Annotated in this window: 22 protein-coding genes, 1 tRNA gene and 1 other RNA gene; 14 read left to right on the top strand and 10 right to left on the bottom strand. The window is 66.4% G+C overall.

Features of this window, described 5'->3' with window-relative positions; genetic code table 11:
* Positions 1-131: 131 nt before the first annotated feature.
* From AADH62_RS13900 to AADH62_RS13850, 11 genes are read left to right on the top strand one after another with little or no spacing between them, the layout of a single operon-like run.
* A complete protein-coding gene (locus AADH62_RS13900; protein ID WP_341580017.1) occupies positions 132-2,039 on the top strand; it encodes a beta-mannosidase in 1,908 nt (635 codons plus the stop codon).
* Between the two features lie 55 nt (positions 2,040-2,094).
* A complete protein-coding gene (locus tag AADH62_RS13895; RefSeq protein ID WP_341580015.1) occupies positions 2,095-3,399 on the top strand; it encodes an ABC transporter substrate-binding protein in 1,305 nt (434 codons plus the stop codon).
* Positions 3,384-4,295: a sugar ABC transporter permease gene (locus AADH62_RS13890; RefSeq protein WP_341580014.1), complete on the top strand. Its 912-nt coding sequence runs from the start codon at positions 3,384-3,386 to the stop codon at positions 4,293-4,295. Before AADH62_RS13895 ends, AADH62_RS13890 begins: the two co-directional genes overlap by 16 nt.
* A 2-nt stretch (positions 4,296-4,297) precedes the next feature.
* A complete protein-coding gene (locus AADH62_RS13885; RefSeq protein WP_341580013.1) occupies positions 4,298-5,152 on the top strand; it encodes a carbohydrate ABC transporter permease in 855 nt (284 codons plus the stop codon).
* Between the two features lie 43 nt (positions 5,153-5,195).
* Positions 5,196-6,344 carry a CocE/NonD family hydrolase gene (locus AADH62_RS13880; RefSeq protein WP_341580012.1) on the top strand — a complete coding sequence of 383 codons (1,149 nt, stop codon included), beginning with the start codon at positions 5,196-5,198 and terminating at the stop codon, positions 6,342-6,344.
* Positions 6,280-6,801, top strand: a complete 522-nt coding sequence (locus tag AADH62_RS13875; RefSeq protein WP_341580010.1) for a CocE/NonD family hydrolase C-terminal non-catalytic domain-containing protein — start codon at positions 6,280-6,282, stop codon at positions 6,799-6,801. Before AADH62_RS13880 ends, AADH62_RS13875 begins: the two co-directional genes overlap by 65 nt.
* Complete coding sequence (locus tag AADH62_RS13870) at positions 6,801-7,916, top strand: serine hydrolase domain-containing protein (RefSeq protein WP_341580009.1); 1,116 nt, start codon at positions 6,801-6,803, stop codon at positions 7,914-7,916. Before AADH62_RS13875 ends, AADH62_RS13870 begins: the two co-directional genes overlap by 1 nt.
* A 52-nt stretch (positions 7,917-7,968) precedes the next feature.
* Positions 7,969-9,012, top strand: a complete 1,044-nt coding sequence (locus AADH62_RS13865) for a zinc-dependent alcohol dehydrogenase family protein (RefSeq protein ID WP_341580008.1) — start codon at positions 7,969-7,971, stop codon at positions 9,010-9,012.
* Complete coding sequence (locus AADH62_RS13860; RefSeq protein WP_341580007.1) at positions 9,009-10,778, top strand: dihydroxyacetone kinase family protein; 1,770 nt, start codon at positions 9,009-9,011, stop codon at positions 10,776-10,778. The genes AADH62_RS13865 and AADH62_RS13860 overlap by 4 nt, the downstream gene beginning before the upstream one ends.
* Positions 10,766-11,227, top strand: a complete 462-nt coding sequence (locus AADH62_RS13855; protein WP_341580006.1) for a ribose-5-phosphate isomerase — start codon at positions 10,766-10,768, stop codon at positions 11,225-11,227. Before AADH62_RS13860 ends, AADH62_RS13855 begins: the two co-directional genes overlap by 13 nt.
* Position 11,228: 1 nt before the next feature.
* Positions 11,229-11,996: a triose-phosphate isomerase family protein gene (locus tag AADH62_RS13850; RefSeq protein WP_341580005.1), complete on the top strand. Its 768-nt coding sequence runs from the start codon at positions 11,229-11,231 to the stop codon at positions 11,994-11,996.
* Between the two features lie 70 nt (positions 11,997-12,066).
* On the opposite strand, the gene AADH62_RS13845 is transcribed toward AADH62_RS13850, so the two are convergent.
* The 5 genes from AADH62_RS13845 to ffs form a co-directional block, all read right to left on the bottom strand.
* Complete coding sequence (locus AADH62_RS13845) at positions 12,067-14,610, bottom strand: glycoside hydrolase family 65 protein (protein ID WP_341580004.1); 2,544 nt, start codon at positions 14,608-14,610, stop codon at positions 12,067-12,069.
* Positions 14,607-15,392 carry an HAD-IA family hydrolase gene (locus tag AADH62_RS13840; RefSeq protein ID WP_341580003.1) on the bottom strand — a complete coding sequence of 262 codons (786 nt, stop codon included), beginning with the start codon at positions 15,390-15,392 and terminating at the stop codon, positions 14,607-14,609. Before AADH62_RS13840 ends, AADH62_RS13845 begins: the two co-directional genes overlap by 4 nt.
* Before the next feature lie 127 nt (positions 15,393-15,519).
* Positions 15,520-16,752 carry an acetate kinase gene (locus AADH62_RS13835; protein WP_341580001.1) on the bottom strand — a complete coding sequence of 411 codons (1,233 nt, stop codon included), beginning with the start codon at positions 16,750-16,752 and terminating at the stop codon, positions 15,520-15,522.
* Positions 16,749-18,932, bottom strand: a complete 2,184-nt coding sequence (gene pta / locus AADH62_RS13830) for a phosphate acetyltransferase (RefSeq protein WP_341580000.1) — start codon at positions 18,930-18,932, stop codon at positions 16,749-16,751. The genes AADH62_RS13835 and pta overlap by 4 nt, the downstream gene beginning before the upstream one ends.
* Before the next feature lie 52 nt (positions 18,933-18,984).
* An RNA gene (gene ffs / locus AADH62_RS13825) (signal recognition particle sRNA small type) lies at positions 18,985-19,081 on the bottom strand.
* 141 nt (positions 19,082-19,222) lie between these two features.
* On the opposite strand from ffs, the gene AADH62_RS13820 reads away from it, so the two are divergent.
* The 3 genes from AADH62_RS13820 to AADH62_RS13810 are packed head-to-tail and all read left to right on the top strand — an operon-like array spanning position 19,223 to position 23,743.
* Positions 19,223-20,236, top strand: a complete 1,014-nt coding sequence (locus AADH62_RS13820) for a MoxR family ATPase (protein WP_341579998.1) — start codon at positions 19,223-19,225, stop codon at positions 20,234-20,236.
* 1 nt (position 20,237) lies between these two features.
* Positions 20,238-21,458 carry a DUF58 domain-containing protein gene (locus AADH62_RS13815; RefSeq protein WP_341579997.1) on the top strand — a complete coding sequence of 407 codons (1,221 nt, stop codon included), beginning with the start codon at positions 20,238-20,240 and terminating at the stop codon, positions 21,456-21,458.
* A complete protein-coding gene (locus AADH62_RS13810; protein ID WP_341579996.1) occupies positions 21,455-23,743 on the top strand; it encodes a DUF3488 and transglutaminase-like domain-containing protein in 2,289 nt (762 codons plus the stop codon). The genes AADH62_RS13815 and AADH62_RS13810 overlap by 4 nt, the downstream gene beginning before the upstream one ends.
* Before the next feature lie 56 nt (positions 23,744-23,799).
* Here the strand turns inward: AADH62_RS13810 and AADH62_RS13805 are convergent.
* The 5 genes from AADH62_RS13805 to AADH62_RS13785 form a co-directional block, all read right to left on the bottom strand.
* Positions 23,800-23,889: transfer RNA gene (locus AADH62_RS13805), tRNA-Ser, on the bottom strand.
* 58 nt (positions 23,890-23,947) lie between these two features.
* Positions 23,948-25,279, bottom strand: a complete 1,332-nt coding sequence (locus tag AADH62_RS13800; protein ID WP_341579995.1) for an HNH endonuclease signature motif containing protein — start codon at positions 25,277-25,279, stop codon at positions 23,948-23,950.
* A 178-nt stretch (positions 25,280-25,457) separates the two neighbouring features.
* Positions 25,458-25,562: a PLDc N-terminal domain-containing protein gene (locus AADH62_RS13795; protein ID WP_341579994.1), complete on the bottom strand. Its 105-nt coding sequence runs from the start codon at positions 25,560-25,562 to the stop codon at positions 25,458-25,460.
* A gap of 210 nt (positions 25,563-25,772) precedes the next feature.
* Positions 25,773-26,180 (bottom strand): VOC family protein, encoded by a 408-nt coding sequence (locus AADH62_RS13790; RefSeq protein ID WP_341580027.1) that lies wholly within the window; start codon positions 26,178-26,180, stop codon positions 25,773-25,775.
* A gap of 2 nt (positions 26,181-26,182) precedes the next feature.
* On the bottom strand, positions 26,183-26,530 hold the full coding sequence (locus AADH62_RS13785) for a DUF2200 domain-containing protein (protein ID WP_341579993.1): 348 nt from the start codon (positions 26,528-26,530) through the stop codon (positions 26,183-26,185).
* Positions 26,531-26,532 lie beyond the last annotated feature (2 nt).

Below are 26,532 nucleotides of genomic sequence, written 5' to 3'. Positions count from 1 at the left end.
CGGACAGTTTAGTCTCATGCGACTTTTCAAAATGTTGCATGTGAGCTGTTTTAGGCATACTCTCCTTTCAGCATCCCGACGACGTGAACGGAGTCAGCAGCATCGTGACTATTCCCGAGATCCAACGCCCCATGGCGTCTCTACCCGAGACGTGGGTGGGCGTGAACTTCTGGTCGCGTGTCGGCGGACCGTTCATGTGGCGCTCTTTCGACGCTGCGGTCGTGCGTGAGGAGCTCCAGACCCTCGCTGACCATTCGCTCACCATTACGAGGTCGTTCTTCTTCTGGCCCGACTTCCACCCCGAGCCGTACCGGATCGACGAAGGAAAGTGCGCGTCGTTCGCTCGGTTCCTCGATCTTCATGTTGCGGCCGGGCTGCGGACGATCCCGACGTTCATCGTCGGCCACATGTCGGGCCAGAACTGGGACCCGGCGTGGCGAAACGATCGCGACCTCTACCGTGACGTCTGGATGGTCGGCCGTCAGGCCTGGTTCGTTCAGGAGATGACGCGCCGCTTTGCCGAGCACCCCGCCATCTCCGGCTGGCTGATCTCGAACGAGATGCCCCTCTACGGCGGTGGAGGTGGCCTCATGGGTCCCGTCGAGCGGGTCGATGGCGCCGCTGTGCGGACCTGGTCGGAGCTCATGGTTTCGGCGGTTCGCGCGGGCGGCGGCACACAGCCCGTGTCGCTCGGCGACGGCGCCTGGGGATTGGAGGTCTTCGGCCAGGACAACGGTTTTCCGCTTTCGTGGACGGCTCCTCTCATCGACTGGATCGGCCCGCACTCGTACCACATGAACGACGACCCGGTACGTCAGAACCTCATTCCCGCGTTCAACTCTGAGCTGTGTGCGCCCTTCGATCGCCCCGTCATCATGGAGGAGTTCGGCGTCACCAGCGAGTTCGCCGCGGACGACAACGCCGCGGATTACTACCGTCAGGTTCTGCATTCCACACTCGCGGCGGGTGTCACCGGTTGGCTCGGATGGAACAACACCGACTTCGACCTCGATGCGCAGGAGCCGTACAACCACCGGCCGTTCGAGCTGCACTTCGGACTCACCACCCCGGACGGCACGCCCAAGCCGGCTCTCGGCGAGCTCGGGCGCTTCGCGGCTGGCGTGCGGGAGCGCGGGCTCGCACAGGCTCGGCGCGCGCCCACCCGCACGGGCCTCGTCGTGAGCGCCTACTTCGACAGGGAGTTTCCCTTCTGGGGCCAGGAGGAGGCGCCCGCCATGCGCGACGCCCTGCTCGAGGGCTACATCTCCGCGCGCCTGGCAAACCTGGCCCCCGCGATCGTTCGCGACGAGCACGCGCTCCCCGGTCTGCCGCTCCTGATCGTGCCCTCCGCGAAGGCGATCACGACGCCCGGTGCGCGGGCGCTTGCAGAGAACGCCCGGCAGGGTTCGACCGTATGGGTCAGTTTCGGCTGCGGCGAGACCCTCAACCAGCGCGGATGGTGGTGGCCGGGTGTTGACCAGACGTTCGGCGTGCGCCACGCCGCGCGCTACGGACTATCCGAGCCGGTTGCGGGTGACACGGTCGCGTTCCGCTTCGAGGAGTCGTTCGGAGGGATCGAGGCGGGCGCCGATCTGGTGTTTCCGATCGGGGGGTCGCATATCGCGCGAGCGATGTTCCCCGTCGAGCCCGCGGGCGCCCGCGTTGTCGCCCGGGACGAAGCCGGTCGTCCCGCCATCCTCGTGTTCGAAACGGGGAAAGGGCGCCTGATCCTGTGCACCTATCCGCTCGAGCTGTTCGCGGCGCGCACGAGCTTCGTGGATCGCGGAGACCTCGTCCGCCTGTACGAGGCTCTCGCGGAGATCGCCGACGCCTGCGGGCCCGTCCACGTGTCGGCACGAGACGTCTACGGAGATCTTCTCGTCGGACCCGACGGCACGGCGACGGTCGTCGTCGTGAGCGAGGCCGACGAGCCGCGCGTCGTGACCGTCCACACGGCCGGTCACGCGGACGTCGAGCTTTCGTTGGCGCCATACGGTGCCGCGCTCGTGCCCGCAAGCCCGACCGACCCCTCTCGGTGACCCTCAGATCCATCCTCCCAATCCGCTACTCGAAGATGAGAAAGGCAACACAACAATGACCGCTTCACACACCCGACGGATGCGTCGGAGCGCCCTCGCGGCAGGTACCGTTCTAGCTCTCACGCTCGCAGCGACTGCTTGCTCCACGGACGGCTCCGGCACGACGAACGAGGGCGGCACCATCACGACCCTCAGCCTCTACTCGGCCGATAGCCCGGCGGGCGAATGGCTCAACAAGATGGGCGCGGAGTTCAAGGAACAGACGGGCATTTCCGTCACTAACGAATTCGTCGTGCAGACGGACCTGCCTACAACGTATGGCAAGTCGGTAATAGCGGGCACTGAGCCAGACCTCGTTATGACGAATCTGGTCGGCGACCCAACTACGTGGCTCGCGAACGGAGCGACAGTCGACGTATCGTCCTATCTCGATGAGTGGGGCTTGGAGGATGTCTTCTCCGAGAACGCCCTCGCGGACTGGACCAACAGCGACGGCCAGCTACAAGCATTCCCCCTCGAGGGCTACAACTGGCCGATGTGGTACAACATGGACTTGCTCGCGCAGGCCGGTGTGAGTGCTCCGCCCACGACCTGGGACGAGCTCATTCAAGCCTCCGCAGCACTCCGGGCGATCGGCGTGCAGCCTTTCGTCGTGGGAGGTGCCGACTACCCGGCCCCGGCTGTCGTGACGCTCGTCGGCCTGTCCCTCGTAAGCGAAGAAGACCTGAGCGCACTGTATGAGTCTGGCGACTGGGCCGACGAGACGGGTCAGAAGGTCATCAACGGAATCCTCGAGCTGCAGCAAGCGGGCGTGTTTGCGGACGACTCGGCTGGACTGTCGTACCCCGATCAAGTGGCCGCGTTCGGCGCAGGCAAGGCTGCCATGCTGTTCGACGGATCATGGGGTTACGCGAACGCGCAGAGCACGTTCCCCGACCTCAACATCCAGCTGGGCGGCTTCCCCCTCGCGCCGTCGGCGCCGACGGAAAAGCCGGTCAGTTTCGCCGGCCAGTCGACGGGCGTCTGGGTGTCACCCAATGGTGCAGACAACATCGACGCCGTTCAGCAGTTCGTGTCGTTCCTCTACCAGCCTGAGAACCTCGCTCAGTTCGCGAACATCGGGTTCATCTCACCCGCGCAGCCCGGCTACCTCACGCTCGACGCGGCCGTACTCCCGCCCCTGAACATCGCATCGCAGGAGCAACTCCCCGAGACGACCACCGTCTACCGCCCGACGTACAACTCGCTTTCGCCCACCGTCACCAGCGCGTTCTTCCGGGCGAGCACACAGGCCTTTGTGCCCGGAACAACGGCAGAGCAGCTGACCCAGAGCATGGAGCAGGCGTGGCAAGCACAGTAACCAACGTCTCCCCGCGGCGCGTACGTCCGCGCCGCGGGGGGACGCCCGGCCAGGTGGCGGAGGTCGCTCCGGCGCTGGTCTGGTACGGGATGTTCATGGTGGTGCCGCTCATCGCCATGATCGTCCTCAGCTTCACCAGTTGGAACAGCTTGGTGGGCTCCCCCCGCCCCAACGGGCTGGAGAACTACGCCTACCTCTTCGAGGACCAGATCCTGCGGGTCGCGGTCGTCAACACGATCCTCTACGTCGGCATCGGGCTGTTGCTCATCATCCCCCTGGGGTTCCTGCTCGGGTTTTTCCTGTCGCGCAGACCGCGCGGTCACGCAGTGCTGGCGATCATCTTCTTCACCCCGTGGATCGTGTCCGCGTCAGCGCGGGCCATGATGTTCACGGGTCTTTATCAGCCGAACGGCGCGATCAACAGCATTCTCGATGCCATCGGACTGAGCGAACTCGGCCGGGTATGGCTCGCGGATCCGGCGACAGCGTTGGGCGCGGTCATCGCCACAGAGGCTTGGGCGGGCATCGGAGCCACCGGCGTCATCTTCGCCTCAGCCCTGGGGCGGATCCCGGACGAGGTCTTCGAGGCGGCACGACTCGATGGCGCCGGTATCTGGCGCGAGATCGTTGCGATCGCGGCGCCGCTATCGAAGGACTTCATCGGTCTGATGACCATGCTGCAGTTCCTCTGGCTCTTTCTCGGTTCGGCAGGAACCGTGCTTCTGCTCACGCGCGGGGGGCCGGGATCGACCACCATGACGCTCTCGTTCTACCTCTATGACCAGGCATTCGTCTCAGGTCGCCTCGGCTACAGCCAAGCGATCGGCGTTGTCGGCCTGTTGGTCGGCCTGATCGGTATGGGCATCATCCGCTACGCGTTCCGCTCGAAGGACTAAACATGCGATCGCTTCGTCTCCGCTCGGCCGCCGCAACGACCGCCGCCTATATTCCGATCCTGTTGTACGCGGCCGCGATCCTCGTTCCTCTCTATTACATCTTCGTCAGCGCATTCAAGACGAATGCCGAGATCTCGCTGAATCCCCTCGGGCTCCCGGCGGACTGGAGCTTCGCGAAGTTCCTCGACGCGAACAACGCCGTGAACCTCATCGCGGCCGAGGGCAACTCCCTGGTGGTGGCGGCCGGGTCCGTCGTTCTGACAATCCTGTTCGCCGCCCCCGCCGCCCACGGCATCGCGCGGCGCCTCAACGCGTTCTCCACAGGAGCGCAGGTCGCCTTCGGCCTCGCATTTCTCATTCCGCAGTTCGCGGTTCTCGTGCCCGTGTACCTCATCGCGGTGCGGTCGGGTCTCATCCAGGTTCCGCTGATCTTCCTGATCCTCTTCTACGCGGCGATGAACATCCCCCTCGCTGTGCTGCTTCTCGTACCGTTCTTCCGTGCGATCCCCAAAGAGATCGAAGAATCAGCTGAGCTGGACGGGGCGGGGGTCGTGTCGCGATTGCGGCATGTGCTCCTGCCGATTGTCGTGCCCGGATTGACGACGGTCGCGATCTTGTGTTTCCTCGCGGCATGGAACGAATACATCTTCGCCCAGGTCATCACGAACAGCTCCTCCTACACCGTCCAGGTCGCCCTGCCGCTGCTGCGCAGCGAGGGCGCTTTCCAGGGCGCGGATGTCGACCTGGGTCGTTTGGCGGCCGGTGTTGTCATCAGCGTGGTGCCGGTATTCATCGTCTACGCGATCTTGCGTCGCCGGCTGATCGACGCCTTCGCAGCCGGCGCGGTCAAGGGCTGATCGACGTGCTGATCCGCTGGCGTGACCGAGGGGGGAGGGACAGATGACTCTGCGAACTGCGCTGATCGCCGCGCTCGCGAAGCTGCCTCGTCGCGTCGCTCCTGCGCGAGTTGAGCGTGCGATCCCCCTGACCATGCGCGACGGGGCCGTCCTCGTGGGCGACCTGTGGCAACCGTCGCCCGATGACGGATCGAGCGCGATGATCGTCATCCGGACCCCGTACGAGCGCACCGGCCTGGATCTGCTCGCCCGATTGTTCGCCGAGCGCGGTCATCCCGTCTTCGTACAGAGCTGCCGCGGGACGTTCGGATCCGCGGGGACGTTCCGTCCCTTCGCCGACGAGGCCTATGACGGTGAGGACACTCTCGCTGCGCTCACGACGCATCCCTGGGCGGACCGACCGCTCGCCCTGATCGGCGCCAGTTATCTCGGATACACGGCCTACAGCCTTCTCCGCGCCGACCCCGAGCGGATCGTCGGAATGGGCATGGCCGTCACCGCCGCAGATTTCCATTCGGCGGTGCTGTATCCGCGGGGGCGGTTCTCCGCCGAAACGGCGCTGATGTGGATCGGTGGGCTGCTCACGCAGGAACTGCCGGTGCGGGCGCGACGTCACGCCGAGCGCGGGATCAAACGAAGGATGCGCGAAGCTCTGTTGACGACGCCGGACAGGGCCGATGAGGTGTTGCTCGGTTCCCCGTACCCGCCCTATCAAGAGTGGGTGTCGCATGACTCCAGCGACGACCCCTGGTGGGAGCGGATCGATCGCACACCCCAGCTCGCTCAGACTCCACCGTCGGTGCACGTCGCAGGCTGGTTCGATCCGTTCCTGATCGGCCAGCTTGCCGATCACGAAGCTCTCATTCGTCAGGGGAGAAGCACACGTCTGGTGGTTGGCTCGTGGAAACATGCGTCTCCGGGGATCGTCGGAGCGCTGGTGCGCGAGACGCTCAGGGTGGTGGATCACCCCGCAGAATCGCGCGGTGTCAGCGTTCACGATGGCGGTACGGGCGCCTGGATCGAACTACAGCAGTGGCCTCCGACGACGAGTGCGCTCGAATTGTTCCTGACGCGAGGCCGGCGACTCCTTGGATCGCCCTGGAGCATCGCTGGAGTGCGAATGGAGGGTGGATCCCGCCGATCCGCCGCCGCCGGCCGGGGGTCGGGGTCTGAACCCCGCCCATGCCGGTAGAGAGCGTCAGCGCGCGCGGGAGCGGCACCCGGGTGTGTTCAGCGTCACGTCCGGGTCGCTGGGACGACCCGTGACCCTCGCGGGCGCTGCACATGTGCGGCTGAACGTGGCGACCAGCGCCGAGGCGCAGGAGTGGTCTGTGCGGCTCTGCGATGTCGATCGTTTCGGCATCTCTCGAAATGTCAGCGACGGTTACCTCTGCGTTCCGGGCTCGCCGGCCGGTCCGAGCGAGCAGTCCGTGACAATCGAGCTCAACCCGATGGCCCACACTTTCCGCGCCGGACACCGCCTACGTCTGCAGATCTCGGGATCGGGATACCCGCGGCATCCGATGCCGCTCAACGCGTCTCGATCGCGGCGAGTGATATCCCGCCGCGACGCACCAAGCAGCATCGTTCTTCCCATCGTTCCGGGCGGGTGGCCCATCACCGGGACCGATACCGCGGCGGTGGGCTGATGTCGCCGTCGCCGACAGGAACGTGCGAGCCGCGATTCGCGGCCGTCGCCAGGGCGTTCGAGGACTTTCTTGCTGAGGATCCCGCTTTCAGCGCCCAGCTGTGCGCCTACGTGGGCGACACCTGTGTCGTGGACCTGACCGGCGGCAGCGGATTGGGTCCCGACGAGATCACCGGCGTGTTCTCGGTGACGAAGGGCGTCGCCGCGCTGACTCTCGCGACCATCGTTGATGACGGACTGCTCGATTTCGACGAGACCGTCGCGACGTACTGGCCCGACTTCGCTGAGAACGAGAAGGCGTCGATCACCGTCCGACAGCTCCTGTCGCACCAGGCCGGACTTCCGACGGCAGAGGGCGGCGTCACCGCGCAGGACGTCCTCGACTCGCGGCTCGGCGCAAGCCGTCTGGCCGTGCAGCGCCCGCTCTGGCGCCCGGGTTCGCTGTTCGGCTACCACGGCCTGACCATCGGCATCCTGATGGAGGAGCTCGCGCGCCGCACACGCGGGCGTGAGCTGCAAGACATCTACGAGCACACCATCCGTCGTGTGTACGACATCGACTTCTATCTCGGACTACCCGCGGAGCAGGATGCTCGTTATCACCCACTGGTGTCCCCGCCGGCCCCCGCGGCAACGGGGATGATGCCGGACACCCTTGGCGATGCGGCCTTCGGACGGCTCCGCGCGCCGGTTGATCACGCGCTGACAGCGTTTGGCCCGAACGCCCCCGATGTGCGACGCGGAGGACCTGTCGCGGCTGGCGGCACGGGATCCGCCCGCGGGCTCGCGCTGCTGTACGCCGCGGCGCTCGGAAACCTGGGCCAATCGTTCGTTCGACGAGACACCCTCGAGCGGATGTCTCAGCTGCAGGTAAGCGGTCACGATGTCGTGGTCAACGACGAGATGAGTTTCGGGCTGATCTTCATGAAACCTCAGCCGAGGATGCCCTTCGGTAGCTATCAGGCCTTCGGTCACGACGGCGCGGGCGGTGCGCTCGCGTTTGCCGACCCACTATACGACCTCGCCTTCGCATACATCCCCTCTCCGATGACGAGCCCGGGTGGAGCCGACTACCGGGCCGTCCACCTGTCCCAGATCCTGCGTGGCTGCCTGTAGCAGCCAGCGCCCCACCCCAGATGCAGATGGAACCACAGAAAGAAGGATGTTCGTGCGCGCAATAGTCTTCGACAAAGCCGGATCGGTATCGCACACCGACCTGCCCGATCCGACGCCCGGCCCCAAAGATGTGATCGTAGAGGTCGCCGCGGTCGGGATCTGCGGCACCGACACGCACGTACACGACGGCGAGTTCGAAGGCACCAACTATCCCCTTGTCCCGGGGCACGAAGCAAGCGGACGTGTTGTCGGTGTGGGCGCCGAGGTAGAGGATCTGCGTGTCGGCGATCCGGTGGTCATCAACCCCAGCACGACCTGCGGCGAGTGCGAATACTGCCGCGCCGGACGGACCAATCTCTGCCGGAACTGGAACGGGCTGGGTGTGGTCGCGAGCGATGGCGCCTGTGCCCGTTACCTGAAGGCCCCGGTAGCGAACGTCTATCGTCTGAAGGAAACGACAGATCTATATCAGGCGGCGCTGATCGAACCGCTGGCGTGCGCGCTGCGCGGGTACGACCTGCTACCGCGCACGCTCGGCACCCACTACCTGATCTACGGATCCGGCACGATGGGTCTGCTGATGGCGCAACTCGCCCCGCGCGCGGGCGCCGCGAGCGTCACGATCGTCGACACGAACCCGAATCGCCTCGAGGCGGCGCGGGAGTTGGGCTTCGAGCACGCGCTCACCTCCGCGGATGAGGCGCATCGCGCTACCTGGGATGTCGTCATCGACTGCACCGGGAATGTCCGCGCGATCGAGGACGGCCTGCGGCGCGTTAAGCCGGGCGGGCACTTTCAGCACTTCGGCGTCGCGCCGACCGAGGCGCGGGCCGAGTACTCGCCGTTCCGTGTTTATCGCGACGAGATCACCATCGTCGGAACCATGGCCGTGCTCAACACGTTCGAGCGTGCTGTCGAACTCTTCGAGGCAGGAGCAATCAACCCCGGGCCGATGATCAGCCATTCGTTCTCTCTCGGAGACTACGAGGAGGCGCTGCAGATGTTCCGGGATGGGACGGGCCGAAAGCTGCAGATCCGTCCGGGGGACGCAGAGTCCCGCACGCTGCTGCCACACGCGGAGCGCCCGATCGCATGACCTATCTGCTCAATGCGCCCGAGAACTTCCGCAGCGACATGATCACCGGCTTCGTCCGTGCGCATGCGAGCAGTGTGCGGGCGGTTTCCGGAGGAGTCGTTCGGGCTCAGGCGCCATCGACGGCCAAGGTTTCGGTTGTCATCGGCGGCGGCTCGGGACACTACCCCGCTTTCGCGGGTCTTGTCGGCGAGGGCCTTGCCGACGGTGCGGCGATGGGAGAGGTATTCGCCTCACCGTCCGCCGCTCAGATCGTGGATGTGGCGCGCGCGACCTCGCACGGCCGGGGCGTCCTGTTCTGCTACGGCAACTACACCGGCGACGTGCTTAATTTCTCTCTGGCCGAGCAGCGTCTCCGGCACGAGGGAATCGCGTGCACGAGCGTACGCGTGACGGATGACGTGATGAGCGGCGATGCGACCGAGAAGCACCGACGGCGGGGCGTCGCGGGGGACCTGGTCGTTGCGAAGATCGCGGGGGCCGCCGCCGAGCGCGGCGACGATCTCGCGACCGTGGCGACGGTGGCCGATCGCGCGAACGCGCGCACCGTGACTGTTGGCTTCGGATTCTCCGGATGCACGTTGCCGGGGGCCGCCGCGCCACTGTTCTCGATCCCACCCGGCCGGATGGCGGTCGGCATGGGCATCCACGGGGAGCCAGGGCTGGGTGAGGCTGATCTCGTCAGCGCTGATCGGCTCGCTCAGCTCATGGTCGAACGGTTGGCGCAGGAGGCGGACACACTCAAGGGAGCCCGCCTCGCCGTTGTCGTCAACGGTCTTGGATCCGTCAGCTTGGAGGAGCTCTTCGTCCTCTTCGGAGGCGTCGCTCGGCTGCTGGACGAAGCCGGGGCGATCATCGTCGCCCCCGAGGTGGGCGAGTTCGTCACCAGCTTCGAGATGGCGGGCGCATCGCTCACCCTCACCTGGCTGGATGACGAGCTCGAGGCTCTCTGGCGAGCACGCGTCATCTCCCCGGCGTTCACGCGTGCAGAGGACCGCTCGGATCGGTATTCGGAGAGTACGAACCCCGTTCCGGCCATGCGGGGTGAATCGCGGCTCAGAGAAACAGCGGAGCCCGCCCTCTCCGGTGAGCCTGGCCTGGTCACCATCATCCTCGAGGCGGTGCAGCGCGCGATCGATGTGAATGCGGAAGACCTCGGACGCCTCGACTCGGTCGCAGGCGATGGCGACCATGGAATCGGCATGCAGCGGGGAATCGCGGCGGCGGTCAGCGCAACGCAGAACGTCACCTCCGTGCGGACGGCACTCGGTCTCGCCTCCGAGGCGTGGTCCGACCGAGCCGGGGGGACCTCCGGCGCACTGTGGGGTCTGATCCTCGGGTCGCTCGCGAACGCGATGCCCGAGACCGGCGAACCCCCGACCCTTCGCGAGCTCGCGGACGGCTGGTCGGAGGCCGCTGCGGCCGTCGCCCGAGCGGGTGGCGCCGAACGGGGCGACAAGACCCTGTTGGACGCGCTCGGACCCTTCGCCGATCAGCTCGCGGCCGAGCTGTCCATCGAACCGGAACGATCTCTCGAATTGGCGTGGACGGACGCGGTCGAGGCAGCACACCGCGGCGCACAAATGACCTCTCGTCTTGCCGCGAGGCGAGGAAGAGCCCGCACTCACGGTGCCGCCGGGCTCGGGTCGCCCGATCCCGGTGCCGTGTCGTTTGCGCTCGTGGTCGCGGCGGTGACGCCTTACCTGTCTTCCGGTGACGGCGAGGGTGGCATCGGCGTATCGGAAGGAGCCCCCTCGTGCGGCCGTTGAGAGTAGTCGTCGGCTCGGATGACGCGGGCTTCCGGTACAAGTCTGTCCTCCGGGAGGACCTCGAAGCATCCGAGCTCGTCGAGTCAGTGCTGGATGTCGGAGTAGACGCGGATGGACACACCCCGTATCCCCGGGTGGCCATTGCCGCTGCCCGCGAGATCTCCGAAGGGCGTGCCGACCGCGCTCTTCTCATCTGCGGCACGGGCCTCGGTGTCGCCATCGCCGCGAACAAGGTAGAGGGTATCCGGGCTGTGACCGCGCACGACAGTTACTCGGTGGAGCGAGCGATCCTGAGCAACAATGCCCAGATCCTCACCATGGGAGAGAGGGTGGTTGGGCTCGAACTGGCCCGACGACTCGTGGGTGAGTGGCTGATGTATCGATTCGACGAGTCATCGGCGTCGGCAGCGAAGGTACAAGAGATCTCGGATTACGAAGCGGGGCGATGAGGTGTCGACGAAACTCGTCGCCGTCAGTCTCAAGATGTACTTCGACCACGTCAGAACGCTCGAATGGGCTCGTGAGGTGCGCACTCGCGCGGCATCCCATCCGAAATTGTCCGATGGCCTCATCGACCTGGTCCTTCTGCCTGATCACGCATCCCTTGCCGGGGTTATCCAGATATTCGAGGGCACGCCGGTGCGGGTAGGTGCACAAGATCTCTCCTGGGCAGACTCCGGTGCCTACACGGGGGACGTTAGCGGTGTAACGCTCCGGCAGGTCGGCTGCACGCTGGCCGAGATCGGCCACGCCGAGCGGGCTCTGCACCACGGCGAGGATTCCGTTGTGGCTGGCGCGAAACTCCACGCCGCACTGAGAAATGGCTTGCAGCCGCTAGTCTGCGTGGGGGAAGCCGAACAGGGCAATCCCGTCGATGCCGCTGACCAGTGTCTCTCACAATGGGACGCCATGTGGGAGCGAGTGCCCGAAGCCGAGCGGACTTCCCGTCCGGAAGCGGATCCCGTCCTCGCGTATGAGCCGGTATGGTCGATCGGTGCTGACGCTCCAGCACCCGCCGGGCACATCATCGGCGTCGTGAACTCCTTGCGATCGTCCGGGCGTCTCCAACCCGGAACTCGCATCATCTATGGCGGAAGCGCCGGGCCCAAGCTCGTCCCCAGCCTGGCCTCCGCGGTGGATGGCTTCTTCCTGGGCCGCCGCGCCCACGACCCGGATGCCCTGCTTGCCGTCGTCGACGCGTTATCGTCGTCCTCCTAACCGGTGCCGCGCGAGCTCGTTGCTGGGTCCGTCGCCCGACCGTTGACAACCACCCGCCTCTAGGGCGTGGTCACGACATCGGGTCAGCGGCCTGCGGCAGCTGATCCGGCACGCTCTCGAACGTCTCCGGCGACCCCACGATCGGGATCGAGGTCGTGACGACCGGCACGGATGCCGACAGCAGCGACCCGTCGTCGCGGGTGACATCCGCGAACTGACGAATCGAGGGTCGGCCGGGAATCACCGGACCCTGATCGGCAAGCGGAATCATCAGCTCTTGCTCGGGGTCGATGACGTACTGAGCGCCCCGCACCGAGAACGAGACGCTCTGCCCCGGCCCCGCCGCGAACCACATCCGGTCGCGGGCGATCGTCACCTGCAGCCGCGTGCCCTGCCAGTGCAGTGTGAACGAGAGCTCGGGCCAGTCGGCAGGCAGCCGCGGATCGAAGCTCAACTCCCCGAAGTGGTCGCGCATACCTCCGAATCCACTGACCAGCGCGGTCCAGACGCCACCGGCCGAGGCGACGTGCACGCCATCCGCGGCATTGTGATGCAGGTCGCCGAGATCGACATAGATCGAGTCGAGGAAGTACCTCAGGGCGAGCTCCTGGTAGCCGACCTCGGCAGCGAGGATCGCCTGCACGACTGCCGACAGCGTCGAGTCCCCCGTCGTCAGGGGGTCGTAGTACTCGAAGTCGGCCAGCTTCTCTTCGGCGGTGAAGTGGTTGCCCTGCAAGAACAGCGCCAGCACCACGTCGGCTTGCTTGAGCACCTGGTACCGGTAGATCACCAGCGGGTGGAAGTGCAGCAGCAGCGGCCGCTGGTCGGGCGATGTGTTCTCGAGGTCCCAGACTTCCTTTTCGAGGAAAACGGCGTCCTGGGGGTGGATGCCGAAGGCATCGCTGAACGGGATGTTCATCGCCTCAGCCGCGGCCTCCCACGCCTCGACCTCGTACTCCCCCAGGCCCAGGCGATCCACCATGAGGCGGTAATCCTCGGGAGCGTCCAGGGCCATGTCGCGCAACGTGTGGGCAGCGAAACGCAGGTTGAAGCGAGCCATGACGTTCGTGAAGAGGTTGTCGTTGACGACTGTCGTGTACTCGTCGGGCCCCGTCACACCGTGGATGTGGAACGACCGCTCGGAGTCGAGTTCCGTCTCACGCCAGAACCCGAGGCTCGCCCACATCCGGGCGGTCTCGACGGCGATATCGACGCCTTCGCGATAGAGGAACTCGGTGTCGCCCGTCGCCCGCACATACTTCGCGAGGGCAAAACTCACGTCGGCATTGATGTGGTACTGAGCGGTGCCAGCGGCGTAATAGGCCGAGGCCTCCTCACCGTTGATCGTGCGCCACGGGAAGAGCACCCCGGCCTCGTTGAGTTGACGCGCGCGCCGACGCGCGGCGGGAAGCATGAGGTACCGCATCCGCAGTGCGTTTCGCGCCCACTGCGGGGTCGTATAAGCCAAGAACGGCAGCACGTAGATCTCGGTGTCCCAAAAGTAGTGACCCGAGTAGCCCGACCCCGAGACACCCTTCGCGGGGACGCCGAGCCCATCGGCCCGCGCGGCAGCCTGGGCGAGCTGGAAGAGGCACCAGCGGGTCGCCTGCTGCAGATCGTCATGGCCGCCGATCCGAACGTCCGAACGCTCCCAGAACGCATCCAGCCATTCGCGCTGGCGCGTGAAGAACGTATCGACGCCCTCGGCCTCCGCGCGGTCAAGGGTCCTGCGGCACCGATCGACCAGTTCTCGCGCGGGGACACCGCGCGAGGTGTGATAGCTCACGAGTTTGGTGACGGTGACCGGCACACCGGCCTTCGCTCGCACCCGGAACACGTTCTTGGCGATGTCGGGTTCGATCAGGCGCCGCGGATCGTGCTCGTTGTCGGTGGTGATGATGTGGTCGGCGACGACCGCGATCGTCATCTCCGATTCGGTGGCCTTGTAAGCGAGGGCCGATCGCGCGCCGTCCTGCCAGTACTCCTGTGGTTGGAGTACGCGCTGGTGGATTCGCTCGGCCCGGCGAGGATCGAAGCCCGCCTTCTTGGGCGCGACGGGAGTGCCGCCGTAGACATCCTCGCCGTCTTGCCGGTTGATGATCTGACAGCTGATCGTGACCGGAGCATCGGCGTTCAGCACCGTGACGGTCTGCCGCAGGATCGCGAGGTGCTTCTCCTCGAACGACACCAGCCGTTCGTCCTCGATCAGGACCTCTTTACCCGACGGTGTCACCCAGAGAATCCGGCGACGCATGACGCCGTCACGCATGTCGAGAACGCGCTCATACTCGCGCACATCGGCGATGTCGAGCGACAGCGGCTCATCATCGACGTAGACCCGCATGATCTTGGCATCGGGGGCGTTGATGATCGTCTGGCCGACCTCGGCGAACCCGTACGCCTGCTCGGCGTGCCGGATCGGGAACACTTCGTGGAAGCCGTTGATGAAGGTGCCGTGCTCGTGTGCGAAGCGACCCTCCGGACTGTTGCCGCGCAAGCCCAGGTAGCCGTTGCCGACGGCGAACAGCGTCTCGGATACCCCGACCTCGTCATGCGAATAGCTCGTCTCGATGAGCCGCCATGGGTCGATGGGATAGCGATCACGATCGATCACGCGGACTCCTCCGGTTCGGGTGCGAGAGCAGCAGTCGGGATGCCGGCACCGTTGCCGTCGAGAAACTCGGCCAGGTCGGAGACCACCACGTGTGCGCCAGCGTCGCGCAGAACCTCGGCTCCGACGCCACGGTCGACGCCGACCACGAGCGCGAATCCGCCAGCAGCCGCGGAGCGGACACCTGACAGGGCGTCTTCGACAGCCGCGCTGGATGCCGGCTCGACGCCGAGCATGGCAGCTGCCTCGACGAACACGTCGGGGGCTGGCTTGGAGGCCAGCCCGTCCCGTTCGGCGATGACGCCGTCCATGATCACCTCGAAGCGATCGATGATCCCGGCGGCTGTGAGCACTTCCCGGGCGTTCTTGGAACTCGAGACCACCGCGATCCGGGTACCGGCATCCCGCAGCACCTCCAGTAGCGCGAGCGAGCCCGGATACGGCGCGATTCCTTCGCTTCGCAGCACGCTCTCGAAGACGGCGTTCTTGCGGTTGCCGATGCCGCAGACGGTGTCGAGCTCAGGGGAATCGCTCGGGTCGCCCCAGGGCACTTCGACATCACGGCTCCACAGGAGACTCGCGACTCCGTCGTAGCGCTTCTTGCCGTCGAGGTGCTCGAAGTAGTCGCGCTCGGTGTACTCGGGCGTGATGTTCCACGCCGCGAAGAGCTCCTGGAACATCGACTGCCACGCGTGCATGTGCACCTCGGCGGTCGGTGTCAGTACCCCGTCCAGATCGAAGAGCACCGCGTCGTAGGCGGTGAGATCGGGAAGAGCGTCGGCCACAGGAATCCTCCCGGCGGGTGGCGATGTCGAAAGCGTTGGCGCGAGCCATGGCAACAGGTCGGGTACGGCTGACGCCGTGGTGCAAGCGTAGTAGTTCGACCCTGCCGCAATGCTGGTTTGCGGGCGCTCAGCCCTGCGCGACGCCGAGAGTTTGCCGAGCGATCTCGAGTTCTTCATTGGTCGGTACGACCAGGACGCTCACCGCCGAGGCGTCGGTCGAGATACGACGGATGCCGCGCTCCCGCCGCTCGTTGCGCTCGGGGTCGATCTCCACTCCCGCAAAGCCGAGGGTTTCGAGGGCCGCCGCACGGATGATGGGCGAGTTCTCGCCGACGCCGGCGGTGAAGGAGATGACGTCCACGCCGCCCAGCTGCGCGAGATACGCGCCGGCGTAGGTGCGCAGGCGATGGATGTAGACGTCGAAGGCGAGAGTCGCCGCCTCATCGCCGTCCTCGCGTCGCTGTTCGATGTCGCGCATGTCGGAGGCCCCCGCCAGGCCGAGCAGTCCCGAGCGCTTGTTGAGCAGATCGTCGAGGTCGTCGATCGAGAGCCCCGCGCGTCGCGCAAGCTGGAACACGATGGCCGGGTCGACGTCGCCCGAACGGGTGCCCATGACAAGTCCCTCCAGCGGTGTGAGCCCCATGGACGTGTCGACCGAACGACCACCGTCGATCGCGGTGACCGAGGCTCCGTTTCCGAGGTGGAACACGATCTGCTTCAGGTCTCCCAGCGGCCGGTCGAGGAACGCCGCTGCGGCTTCGCTGACGAACTTGTGTGAGGTGCCGTGGAAGCCATACCGGCGCAGGCGGTGCTCCTGCGCGAGTTCGGTGTCGATCGCATACGTGTAGGCGGCGGGGGCGAGCGTCTGATGGAACGCGGTGTCGAAGACCGCGACGTGAGGAATCGTGTCGAACGCTTCCTGTGCGGCACGGATGCCCTGCACGGCCCCTGGGTTGTGGAGGGGCGCGAGTACCGACAGGTCTTCGATGTTGATGAGCACCAGCGGAGTCACCAGCGTCGGCTCGAAAAAGCGCGCCCCACCGTGCACGACGCGGTGACCAACGGCGACGGGCGGATTCGCCTGCAGTGAGGGGCCGTGCGCAGCGAAGGCATCGAGCATCACCTGGAAGCCTGCGGTGTGGTCGGGAATCGGCAGGTCTCGCTCGGAGGTCGCGCTCACGAATGTCGGTGCCGGCTCATCCGGGGCGAACTCCGCCGCGGTGACGGTGTGACGCGCGTGACCGTTCTCTTGCCCGATCCGTTCCACGAGGCCCGAGGCGAGCACCGCTTCGTTGTCCATGTCGATCAGCTGGTACTTGAATGACGACGAACCGCTGTTGACGACGAGGACGACACTCATGCGGTGGTCCCTTCCTTCTCGCTGGATGCCGGGGCCGCTGCGTCGGCGTCGGCCTGGGCCTGAATCGCGGTGATCGCGATGGTGTTCACGATGTCGTCGACGAGGGCACCGCGCGACAGATCGTTGATGGGCTTGTTGAGACCCTGCAGTACGGGCCCGATCGCGACGGCACCCGCCGAGCGCTGAACCGCCTTATAGGTGTTGTTTCCCGTATTGAGGTCGGGGAAGACGAACACCGTGGCTCGACCGGCGACTTGGGACCCGGGCATCTTCGCTGCGGCGACTGCCGCGTCAGCTGCCGCATCGTACTGAATGGGACCCTCCACCAGCAGCTCCGGCGCCCGGTCGCGGACGTAGGCGGTTGCTTCGCGCACCTTCTCGACATCAGCCCCCGAGCCCGACTCCCCCGTCGAGTACGACAACATGGCGACGCGGGGGTCGATCCCGAACTGCGCGGCGGTCGCTGCAGACGAGATCGCGATGTCGGCGAGTTGCTCGGCCGTGGGATCGGGAATCACGGCGCAGTCGCCGTAGACGAGCACCCTGTCAGCCAGAGCCATGAGGAAGACGCTCGAGACGACAGACACACCCGGCTTGGTCTTGATGATCTCGAACGCCGGACGGATCGTGTGCGCCGTCGTGTGCGCGGCCCCCGAGACCATGCCATCGGCCAGCCCCAGGTGGACCATCAGCGTCCCGAAGTAGGACACGTCGGTGACGGTGTCGGCTGCCTGATCGAGCGAGATCCCCTTGTGAGCCCGCAGGCGCGCGTACTCCTGCGCGAACTGCTCGACGTAGTGGGGATCGAAGGGGCTGATGATCTGCGCAGCTGAGAGGTCTACGCCGAGCTCCGCAGCCCGCGTGCGGATCTCGCCCTCGTCACCGAGGATGACGAGATCGGCGATCCCGCGCGCGAGGACTGTCGCGGCGGCACGGATGACGCGGTCGTCGCTTCCCTCGGGCAGCACGATCCGGCGCCGATCCGAGCGGGACCGCTCCACCAGCTGGTACTCGAACATGAGGGGTGTGACCACTGTCGAGCGGGCAAGACCCAGCGATCTGCTCAGAACCGCGGTGTCGACGTGCTGCTCGAACATCGACAGTGCCGTGTCATAGCGCCGCTGGGATGCCGCCGCGAAACGCCCGCGCGTGTTGATGACCTTGACGGCGGTCTCGAACGTGCCCTCGTCCGTTGCGATGACCGGGAGGTTCGAGGCGACGCCATCCATCAGCCTGTCGATCTGCTCCGGCAGGGGGAAGGGTCCGTTGAGCAGGATGCCTGAGATCGAGGGGAACGTGCCCGAGGAGTGAGCAAGCAGCGTCGCCAGCAGTACTTCGGTGCGGTCGGCCGGGATCATGACGATGGAGCTTTCACTCAGCCGCGGAAGCACATTGACCATCGACATCCCCGCGATCACGACACCGAGGACCTCGCGTGAGAGAAGTTCCGCGTCGCCCTTGATCAGGGTTCCATCGATCGCCGCCATGACTTCGCGCATCGTGGGGGCCACGAGGAACGTGTCCTCGGGGATCGCCCACACCGGCACGACACCGTCGGATGCCACGTGCTCGGGCTCGCGCGCGTGATCGACGAGCTCGCGCACCGCCCCGACGACATCGTCGATGCGATCCGGTTCGGCACGGTTGACGACCACCGCGAGCAGCCCTGCCCGGCCATGCGCGAGCTCCGCCAACGCGAGGGCGGTGATCTGCCCGATCTCCTCAGGAGTGCGCGCGGGCGACGACCCGAGCTTTTCCGCTTCGCCGGTCCGACCACTCATGACGAGCAGAACCGGCGCGCCGAGGTTCGCCGCGATGCGGGCGTTGTAGCCGAGCTCCGCGGGGGATCCGACATCCGTATAGTCGCTCCCCACGATCACGACAGCGTCACACTGCGCCTCGACTGCCTTGTAGCGCTCCACGATCTTGCCGAGGGCGGCGTCGGGGTCCGCGCGCACCTCGTCGTATGTCACCCCGATGCAGTCGTCGTAGGGAAGGTCGACACCGTCGTGGGCGAGAAGCATCTCGAGCACGTAGTCGGGTTCGACAGTCGACCGAGCGATGGCTCGGAACACACCAACGCGCGGTGTGGCATGACTCAGTGCATCGAGTACGCCCAGGGCGATGGTGGACTTTCCGGAGTGACCTTCTGCCGAGGTGATGAAGATGCTCTGCGCCACGTGTTCAGCCTAGGCGCGAGCCCGGGAACGGCGCAGGCGAGGTGCCGGATAAAAGTAAGACTCTCCGCGCACCCGGCAGAGCCTGGTTACCCTTGCTACGTTTCCGTCCTGGGGGAGTTGGCCTGGATGCCGCCGCGCGGAGAGCTTCCCCTAGTCTAACCATTCGCCCTGGCCGGGATTCGCGGCGTCCTCCCAGAGCCGCGCCCACCGGCCAAGGTTACGATTGTGCAACGACCGACGAGGCGCCGCGTATCCGACGAGGCGGCGCGCCCACAGGCGGAGGGGGCGGTATGACCGAGAGCGTCATCGGCGAGGATCAGGTCGCCCCGGGAAGCCCGCCGGTTGCCGTGGAGCGATTCGCCGAGGTCACCGACGCGATCCTCGGGGCTATCACGTCCGTGATCGACGGTAAGCCGGAGGCAGCTCGCAGTGCGCTCATCTGCCTGCTCGCCGAGGGGCACCTTCTTATTGAGGATGTGCCCGGCGTCGGCAAGACGATGCTCGCTCGAGCGCTGGCAGCATCCATCGATGCCGCCGTGCGACGCATCCAGTTCACTCCCGACTTGCTCCCGGGCGACGTCACCGGCGTCTCGGCCTTCAACCCCATCGATCGTGAGTTCGAGTTCAAGCCCGGAGCGGTGTTCGCCAACATCGTGATCGCCGACGAGATCAACCGCTCCTCCCCCAAGACCCAATCCGCACTGCTGGAGGCGATGGAGGAACGGCAGGTCACCGTCGACGGCCACACGCACCTCGTGCCGCATCCGTTCCTGGTCGTTGCCACCCAGAACCCGCTCGAGATGGAGGGGACCTACGCGCTTCCCGAGGCGCAGCGTGACAGGTTCACGATGCGGATCTCGATGGGGTACCCGGATGCGCGCGCCGAAGCGCTCATGCTGCGCCAGCGCGAGACCGTCAACCCGCTCGAATCCGTGCGACCGGTCGTCACGACCCACGAGGTGGCGGAGTTGATCGTGGCGGCGCGGCACATCCACGTGGCACCGGCCATCGAGGAGTACACCGTCGCTCTTGCTCAGGCGACCCGCGCTCACCCTGACCTGAAGCTCGGAGCGAGCCCGCGCGCGACGCTGCAACTGGTGCGAGCCGCCAAGGTGGCGGCGGCGCTGGAAGGGCGATCCTTTGTCATTCCCGATGACATCACCGGCCTGCTGCATGCCGTGTTCGCCCACCGCCTGATCGCCACCCGGGCAGCTGGCGGCGCCAACCACGGCGAGGCAGCGGTAGCAGGCGCTCTCGACCAGATCGCCGCCAGCGCCCGCGTGCCGCTTGCCTCTCGGCGGTGACATGCGCTGGTGGCCATTCACGCTTCGGGGCACCGGTGCTCTGACGCTTTCCATCGCCTCGTTCGTGATCGCGGGCGAGACCGGCGTGCTCGAACTCATGTTCTTCGGTGTCCTCATGGCGGTGCTGTGCGCGGGGAGCCTCGCATCGCTCTGGTTTCGCGCGGCTCCCACCGCAACACCCAGACGGATCGTCCCTGACGTCGCGACGGTCGGCAAACCCACGACGGTTACGGTGACGCTACGGCCGCCGACCCGCATGATGGGCAGATCGGGGCGGTGGCACGAGCACGCCGATCCGGTCTTCATCGGCCAACTCGAGGGCGATCTGATGTGGCGCGGCGCCGAGCGAGTCGCGACGGTGACCTACAGCGTGACGCCCACCACGCGTGGCACCTACGCTCTCGGCCCGCTGCGGGTGGTCACCGAAGACCCCTTCGGGCTGGCCCGCCGCGCGGTGCGGGTTGTCGCCGCCGAATCGGTCAGGGTCGCCCCCGCGCAGGTCGAGGTCACGGCGCTGCGTGCGATGACGGCGACAGCGGGTGGGGCGCTCCACGCCACCCACACCCAGCGGGGCCACGGCGTGGACAACCTGCTGGCCCGCCCCTATCAGCCGGGGGATTCGATGCGCCGCATCCACTGGCGTGCGTCAGCTCACTACGACGGCCTGATGGTGCGCCAGGAAGAGAACGAGGCTGCACCGGATGCCGTCGTCGTGATCGACCGGGACGATGCGCGCTGGGGCGCCGGGGCCGCCGCAGCCCCCGGGCAGGATCCCGCTTTCGAGGCGGCAGTTGCCACGACCGTCTCGGCTGTCGCGCAGCTCTCCCGCGACGGCTACACGGTCAGCGTCCTCGACAGCGACGGAACCGCGCTCCACGAGCCGATCGAGCCGGGCGAGAAGGCGCTGCTCGACGCGTTCGCCGCGGATTGCGCAACGATCGTCGCGGGCACCGGGCACAGCATCCACGACTTGCCGCGTGCCTTCGCTCGAGTCGGTAGTGGCCCGATCGTGATGATCACCGGAACCGTCTCTGAAGCCGACATCGCTGCCCTCGCCCCCATCGGCGCTCACACGACCCTGCCGATTCTGCTGGCCACGGGTGCCAGCGCCGACGCCTTCGACCGAGCAGCGGAGTTGGGGTGGCGCGTTCAGGCCATTCGGGTGGGACCCGAGATGCCCGGATGGTGGGACGACGCACGAGATCAGGGCCAGAAGCGATGAACTGGTCGACACGATGGCGAGCAGCCCGCAGCGCCCGCCGCCGAGGGATGCGAAGCGGACGCTCGGACGCCCTGCTGACCATCGGTGTGATGATCGGGGTGGTTGCCGCGCTCCTGCCGGTGACCCGGGTCATCGCGCCCGGCGCCTGGATCTGGGGAACCCTCGCACTGTCGGGGGCGATCATGGTCACGGGGTTTTTGCTTCGCCGCACCCGGATGTCGGCGATCGGCATCAGCGCCGTCGAGCTTGCGCTCACGATCGGCGTGGTCACCGTCGTGTTTCTGCGAGAGAGCGCTCTGTGGGGAATCATCCCGCTCTTTGCGAGCGTCGATCAGGCCGCGGGCCTCGTGGCCGCGGCATCCGAGGAGATCTTCTACAGCGCGGCCCCCATGGTCCCCACTCCGGCGTTGAGCTTCTTGGTCGTCGGGGCGGCCGGCCTGTTCACGATTGCCGTGGATCACATCGCGTTGACAGCGCGGATGCCACTCCTGGCTGGTGTCGCCCTGTTCACGGTGTCGTTGATTCCTGCGCTCGCGGTGCCGAGCACCGTGAACCTGTGGTCGTTCGCACTGCTTGCGGCGGCTGTGCTGCTGATGCTTCGCGCCGAGACGCGCGGCCGGGAGCCTCGAAGTGGACGCGCAAGCGGCGCCTCCGCTGTCGCAGCAGGCATCGGAGCGCTCGCGCTCGTCGCGACCCTCATCATCACCCCCTCACTCCCCCAGCCAGGGCCCCGGGTCGCGTCCGGAAGCGGAACCGCCGGGATCGATGCATCCCTCTCGCTTGGGCAGGATCTGCGTCGCCCGGATCAGATCGAGGTCCTGCGGATGCGCTCGACCGCCCCGTTGCCTCCTTACCTGCGCGTGGCCACCCTCAGCGAGTTCACCGGCGCAGTCTGGGAACCCGATCGGACGTGGTCGCTTCCGTTGGAAGGCGGAGCCGCGTTCGGCGATGTCGAAACCGGTCCCGGCATCGAGGTAGGCGACTATTCCACGACTGTCGAGATCACCGACCTCTCCACATCCTGGCTTCCGGTGCCCTTCCCCGCCGTGGGAGTCGAAGGCCTGTCGGGTTCGTGGAACGTGATGCCGCTGAACCGGACGGTCGTGGGCGACAACGGCGCAACGCAGGGACAGTCGTATGTCGTCGAGACCCGCGTCCCCGAGCCGACCCTCGACCAGATCCGAGCAGCGGATGCCAATCCTGACCGGGTTCGGGACACGGCATCCGCTCTGCCCGACAATCTTCCCGAGATCATCGCCCAGACCGCGCGAGAGATCACGGCCGGAACCACGAACGACTATGACGCTCTGATCGCGATGCAGTCCTGGTTCCGCGGCCCGGACTTCCGGTACTCGCTCGATGCCCCGGTCGAGCAGGGATTCGACGGGTCGGGAGCTGACGCCGTTGCGGCGTTCCTCGAGGTGAAGTCCGGGTATTGCGTGCACTACGCGTCGGCATTCGCGCTCATGGCGCGAACCCTCGATATGCCCTCGCGGATCGTGGTGGGCTATCTGCCCGGCGTCAACACGAGCACTGTCGTTGACGGGCAGAACGTGCGGTCGGTGCTCAGCGGACAGCTTCACGCGTGGCCAGAGGTGTACTTCGACGGGATCGGCTGGGTCGCGTTCGAGCCGACCAACAGCCTCGGGACGGCGACGCGGTTCGGTTCGGCCACGGATGTCGCACAGGATGACGCGGCCAACCCCACGCCGACCGCGTCATCCGCGCCGTCGGCGACGCCGCAGCCCACGCGATCGGCCCTCTCCGAGAACCTCGACACCCCGAACGCCTCGGTGCCCCTTCCTCTGCAGCGGAACCTTGCGGCCTTCGGGTGGGGAGCCTTCACCCTCGGGCTACTCGCTCTGCTAGCCGCGCCGGGCGTTGTTGCTGAGCTGCGCCGACGGCGACTGCTTGCTTCGGCCACGCGCGGTGACGCGGTGGCCGCGTGGGCAGTTGTTCGGGATACGGCGGTGGATCTCGGCATCCGGGTGGCAGGTAGCGACACCCCGCGGATGCTCGGGGACCGGCTCGTGCGGGAGCACGGCGTTGATGCGACCGCCATGTCTGTGCTCGTGTCGGCGATTGAACGAGAGTCCTATGCACTGGCCGGTGTTGGCACGGCGCCGAGGCCGCGGCCAGGCGATGGCGGAACCGAGCGGGGGACGCTCGCCCAGGCGGCTCGAGAGGTTCGCGGCCAGGTGATGCTGGCGGCCTCTCCTGCGCGACGATCGATCGCCCTGGTCGCGCCCCGGTCACTGGTGCTCGGCCTGTTTCCCCGCAGCTAGACGAAAAAGCCCTGAGCCGCGACCCGTTCGTAAACGATGACGCGGCTCAGGACATGTGGCGGTGACGGTGGGATTTGAACCCACGGTGCGCTTGCACGCACACACGACTTCCAATCGTGCTCCTTAGGCCGCTCAGACACGTCACCAGAACAGCCTGTCTATCGTACCCGATGCCCCTCTGCCGCCCCGACCAGCGCCCGGAGTTCAGGCTGTGAGGGCGTACCGGGAGTTGCCGGCGAGCCGGGGCGTCCGGGCGGGGTCGATCCATGCGGGAGGGATGATCCAGACCTTTCCAGCCGGGCCAGTGCTCTCGATCTCGATCTCCCATCCGTCGTCATGAACGCGATGGTGACAGCGGGTGCACAGGAGCACGCCGTTCTCGAGATCTGTTGGACCCGTGTCTCGTTCCCACCACTTCGCGTGATGAACAATGCACCACCCCGGCGGGGCGCCGCAGAAGATGCATCCGCCGTCTCTTCCAGCCAACGCAACCTTCTGGGCGGGCGTGAACAAACGCTTCAGCCTTCCCCAGTCGAGAATCTCGCTCTCGCCACCCAGCACGCACGGAATGACTTGCGCGTCGGCGGCGAGCCGGCGGACGGCTCCTGCCGAAACCGGCTGGTCAAGGCCGTCGATCGTGGCAGCCCCAATGCCGCTCTGCAATTCCTCAAGGCTCATACGCACGACAACGGTGGTTGCGGGACCAGTCGGGACACGGTCACAGCTCAATCCGTGCCGGCACAGGTCAGCCAACGCGTCTGCGGCAAGCTGCTTTACGGATCGCAAGTCGCGCTCGTCGGTGGTTGCATGCTCATTGCGGCGCAGTTCCTGGGTCACCATCGCTTCGATCGCCGTCTTAACGGGCGCCGCGGTCTCGGCATCCAACTTTGCAGTGAGTGTCACCATGCCGTCGCGTTCCTGGATGACGAGAGAGCGCTGCGCCCTAGCATCCTCGTGCCGCGGTTCCACACCATCGGGATCGAGGTGCGCCTCGACGCGCGCGAGGAGCTTCGAGAGTTCATCGGGCCGCAGCCCCGGCGCAAGCTGAACGAGCTGCCGTTCGGCCTCGTCGATGCGCGCGGCTTCTGCGCGGAGGGAAAGCCGGTCGAGAAGTGTCACGATCGCCGCCGCCGGCGTTACGCCGAGGTCTCCTCGGGCGACCGAGGCGGCCACGAACTGCCGTTTCGCGGGCAGCGGATCGCCCGTGAGCGTCATCCGTGGCGAGGTAGCCTCACCGACCTGGACGATGCGAAGCGCCTCGCCGATGCCGGTGCCGCTCGTGGTGGAAATCAGCGCGGCGGGCGATGCGAACCCGTGACGCTTGGCGAGAGACTCCTTACCGAGCTCCCTACGCGACTGGCGAGCGATCTCAGCGGCGACCGGCGCGAACGCTGCATCAACTCGCCGCCGCAACGCTCCGTAGGCGTTGTTTACGGCAACCAGCTCGGCCGCGGTCAGCGACTCCGGCGATCGTTCGGCGCCAGCAGCAGCAAGCGCTTCAAGCGCCTCCGCAATACCTGCCAGCGAGTTTGTCATGCCTCGACATTAGAACATAACTCCGACATTCATCCTGGCTAGGCGCACCCCAGAAAGCTCGAATCGCGAGGTGCCCCGACACTCCCGTTCAGTCGCGCCTTCGCGCGACTTTCGCGCTTTGCGACCAGCGTCAAGGCGCGACTGAACGGAGGCCCCGACCCGAAGATGCCGAGCTCCGCTACGGCCGATCGTGGCTCGTTGCGAGAGTCATCCGGCGCCCGGCCGTCAGCCAGAGCGCCGGGCCGACGACCGGGACGAAGAGGATCAGAAGCGTCCAGATCAATGCCAGCCTCCGGTGAGCTGTCGGGCGGAGCGGGCAAGCACAATCAGCGCCACGACAGTCAGGAGCAAGGCGAGGGTGACGATCGCCGACCACGCGATGTCATACACCGCAGGGAGGAGGGGGTTTGGCGCATGCATCCGTCGAACTACGCGACTATCCCCGCCAGCAACAGCACCTGACGACCAACGCGGACGGTGCAGGCGGCCGCGGTCAGTCCTTCACCTCGCGGGGCGGGTTGTGCATGAACTCGATACGGATGCCGTTCTCATCCTCGAGGAAGGATGCGTAGTACCGGGGCGTGAAGCGCGGATAGGGCTTCGGATCGCGTACCGCTACCCAGCCTGCAGCCACAGCCACCCCGTGAAGCCGATCGACCTCAGCACGCGAATCGATTGCGAAAGCCAGGTGCTGCCAGCCGATCCGGCCATGCTCATGCGGACCGCTCCCGACGTCGCGAGCGGGGTAGAAGATGAGTTCCGTCTCGCCCGGTCTCGTCCAGAACACGGTGGCCCCGGCATCCGTGCGAACGTAGCCGAGCTCGGTGAGCACCGGCTCGAATCGGTCAGCGGTCGCCGCGACGTCGGCGACCGAGATCCCCAGATGATCGACCAGCGGCATTCTCACGCCTCCCGGAGGATCTTCGGCATGGCCTTGCCCTTGGCCAGTTCGTCGATCAGCTTGTCGAGATAGCGGATCTTCTGCATCAGCGGGTCCTCGATTTCTTCCACCCGCACGCCGCACACCACGCCGGTGACGGCCGAGACGCGCGGGTTGAGGTCGGCATCCGCGAAGAACTCCTCGAACGTCGTCTCGTCATCGAGGTGCCGCGCCAGATCGCCGTCGTCAAAGCCCGTCAGCCAGGCGATAATCTCGTCAACTTCGGCCTTCGACCGCCCCTTGCGCTCTGCCTTGGCGACGTAGAGCGGGTAGACGGACGCGAAGCTCGTCGTGAAGATCCGGTGCGCCATGG

This window comes from Microbacterium schleiferi, from assembly GCF_038150145.1.
Taxonomy (GTDB): domain Bacteria; phylum Actinomycetota; class Actinomycetes; order Actinomycetales; family Microbacteriaceae; genus Microbacterium; species Microbacterium schleiferi_B.
Note: the sequence above shows the minus strand (reverse complement) of the source record. Positions and strands in the feature narration are given on the sequence as shown.

Coding starts and splice junctions, on each gene's coding strand:
- AADH62_RS13900 (WP_341580017.1), top strand. CDS start 132: ATGGCGTCTCTACCCGAGACGTGGGTGGGCGTGAACTTCTGGTCGCGT.
- AADH62_RS13895 (WP_341580015.1), top strand. CDS start 2,095: ATGACCGCTTCACACACCCGACGGATGCGTCGGAGCGCCCTCGCGGCA.
- AADH62_RS13885 (WP_341580013.1), top strand. CDS start 4,298: ATGCGATCGCTTCGTCTCCGCTCGGCCGCCGCAACGACCGCCGCCTAT.
- AADH62_RS13880 (WP_341580012.1), top strand. CDS start 5,196: ATGACTCTGCGAACTGCGCTGATCGCCGCGCTCGCGAAGCTGCCTCGT.
- AADH62_RS13870 (WP_341580009.1), top strand. CDS start 6,801: ATGTCGCCGTCGCCGACAGGAACGTGCGAGCCGCGATTCGCGGCCGTC.
- AADH62_RS13860 (WP_341580007.1), top strand. CDS start 9,009: ATGACCTATCTGCTCAATGCGCCCGAGAACTTCCGCAGCGACATGATC.
- AADH62_RS13835 (WP_341580001.1), bottom strand. CDS start 16,752: ATGAGTGTCGTCCTCGTCGTCAACAGCGGTTCGTCGTCATTCAAGTAC.
- AADH62_RS13820 (WP_341579998.1), top strand. CDS start 19,223: ATGACCGAGAGCGTCATCGGCGAGGATCAGGTCGCCCCGGGAAGCCCG.
- AADH62_RS13815 (WP_341579997.1), top strand. CDS start 20,238: ATGCGCTGGTGGCCATTCACGCTTCGGGGCACCGGTGCTCTGACGCTT.
- AADH62_RS13810 (WP_341579996.1), top strand. CDS start 21,455: ATGAACTGGTCGACACGATGGCGAGCAGCCCGCAGCGCCCGCCGCCGA.
- AADH62_RS13800 (WP_341579995.1), bottom strand. CDS start 25,279: ATGACAAACTCGCTGGCAGGTATTGCGGAGGCGCTTGAAGCGCTTGCT.
- AADH62_RS13790 (WP_341580027.1), bottom strand. CDS start 26,180: ATGCCGCTGGTCGATCATCTGGGGATCTCGGTCGCCGACGTCGCGGCG.
- AADH62_RS13785 (WP_341579993.1), bottom strand. CDS start 26,530: ATGGCGCACCGGATCTTCACGACGAGCTTCGCGTCCGTCTACCCGCTC.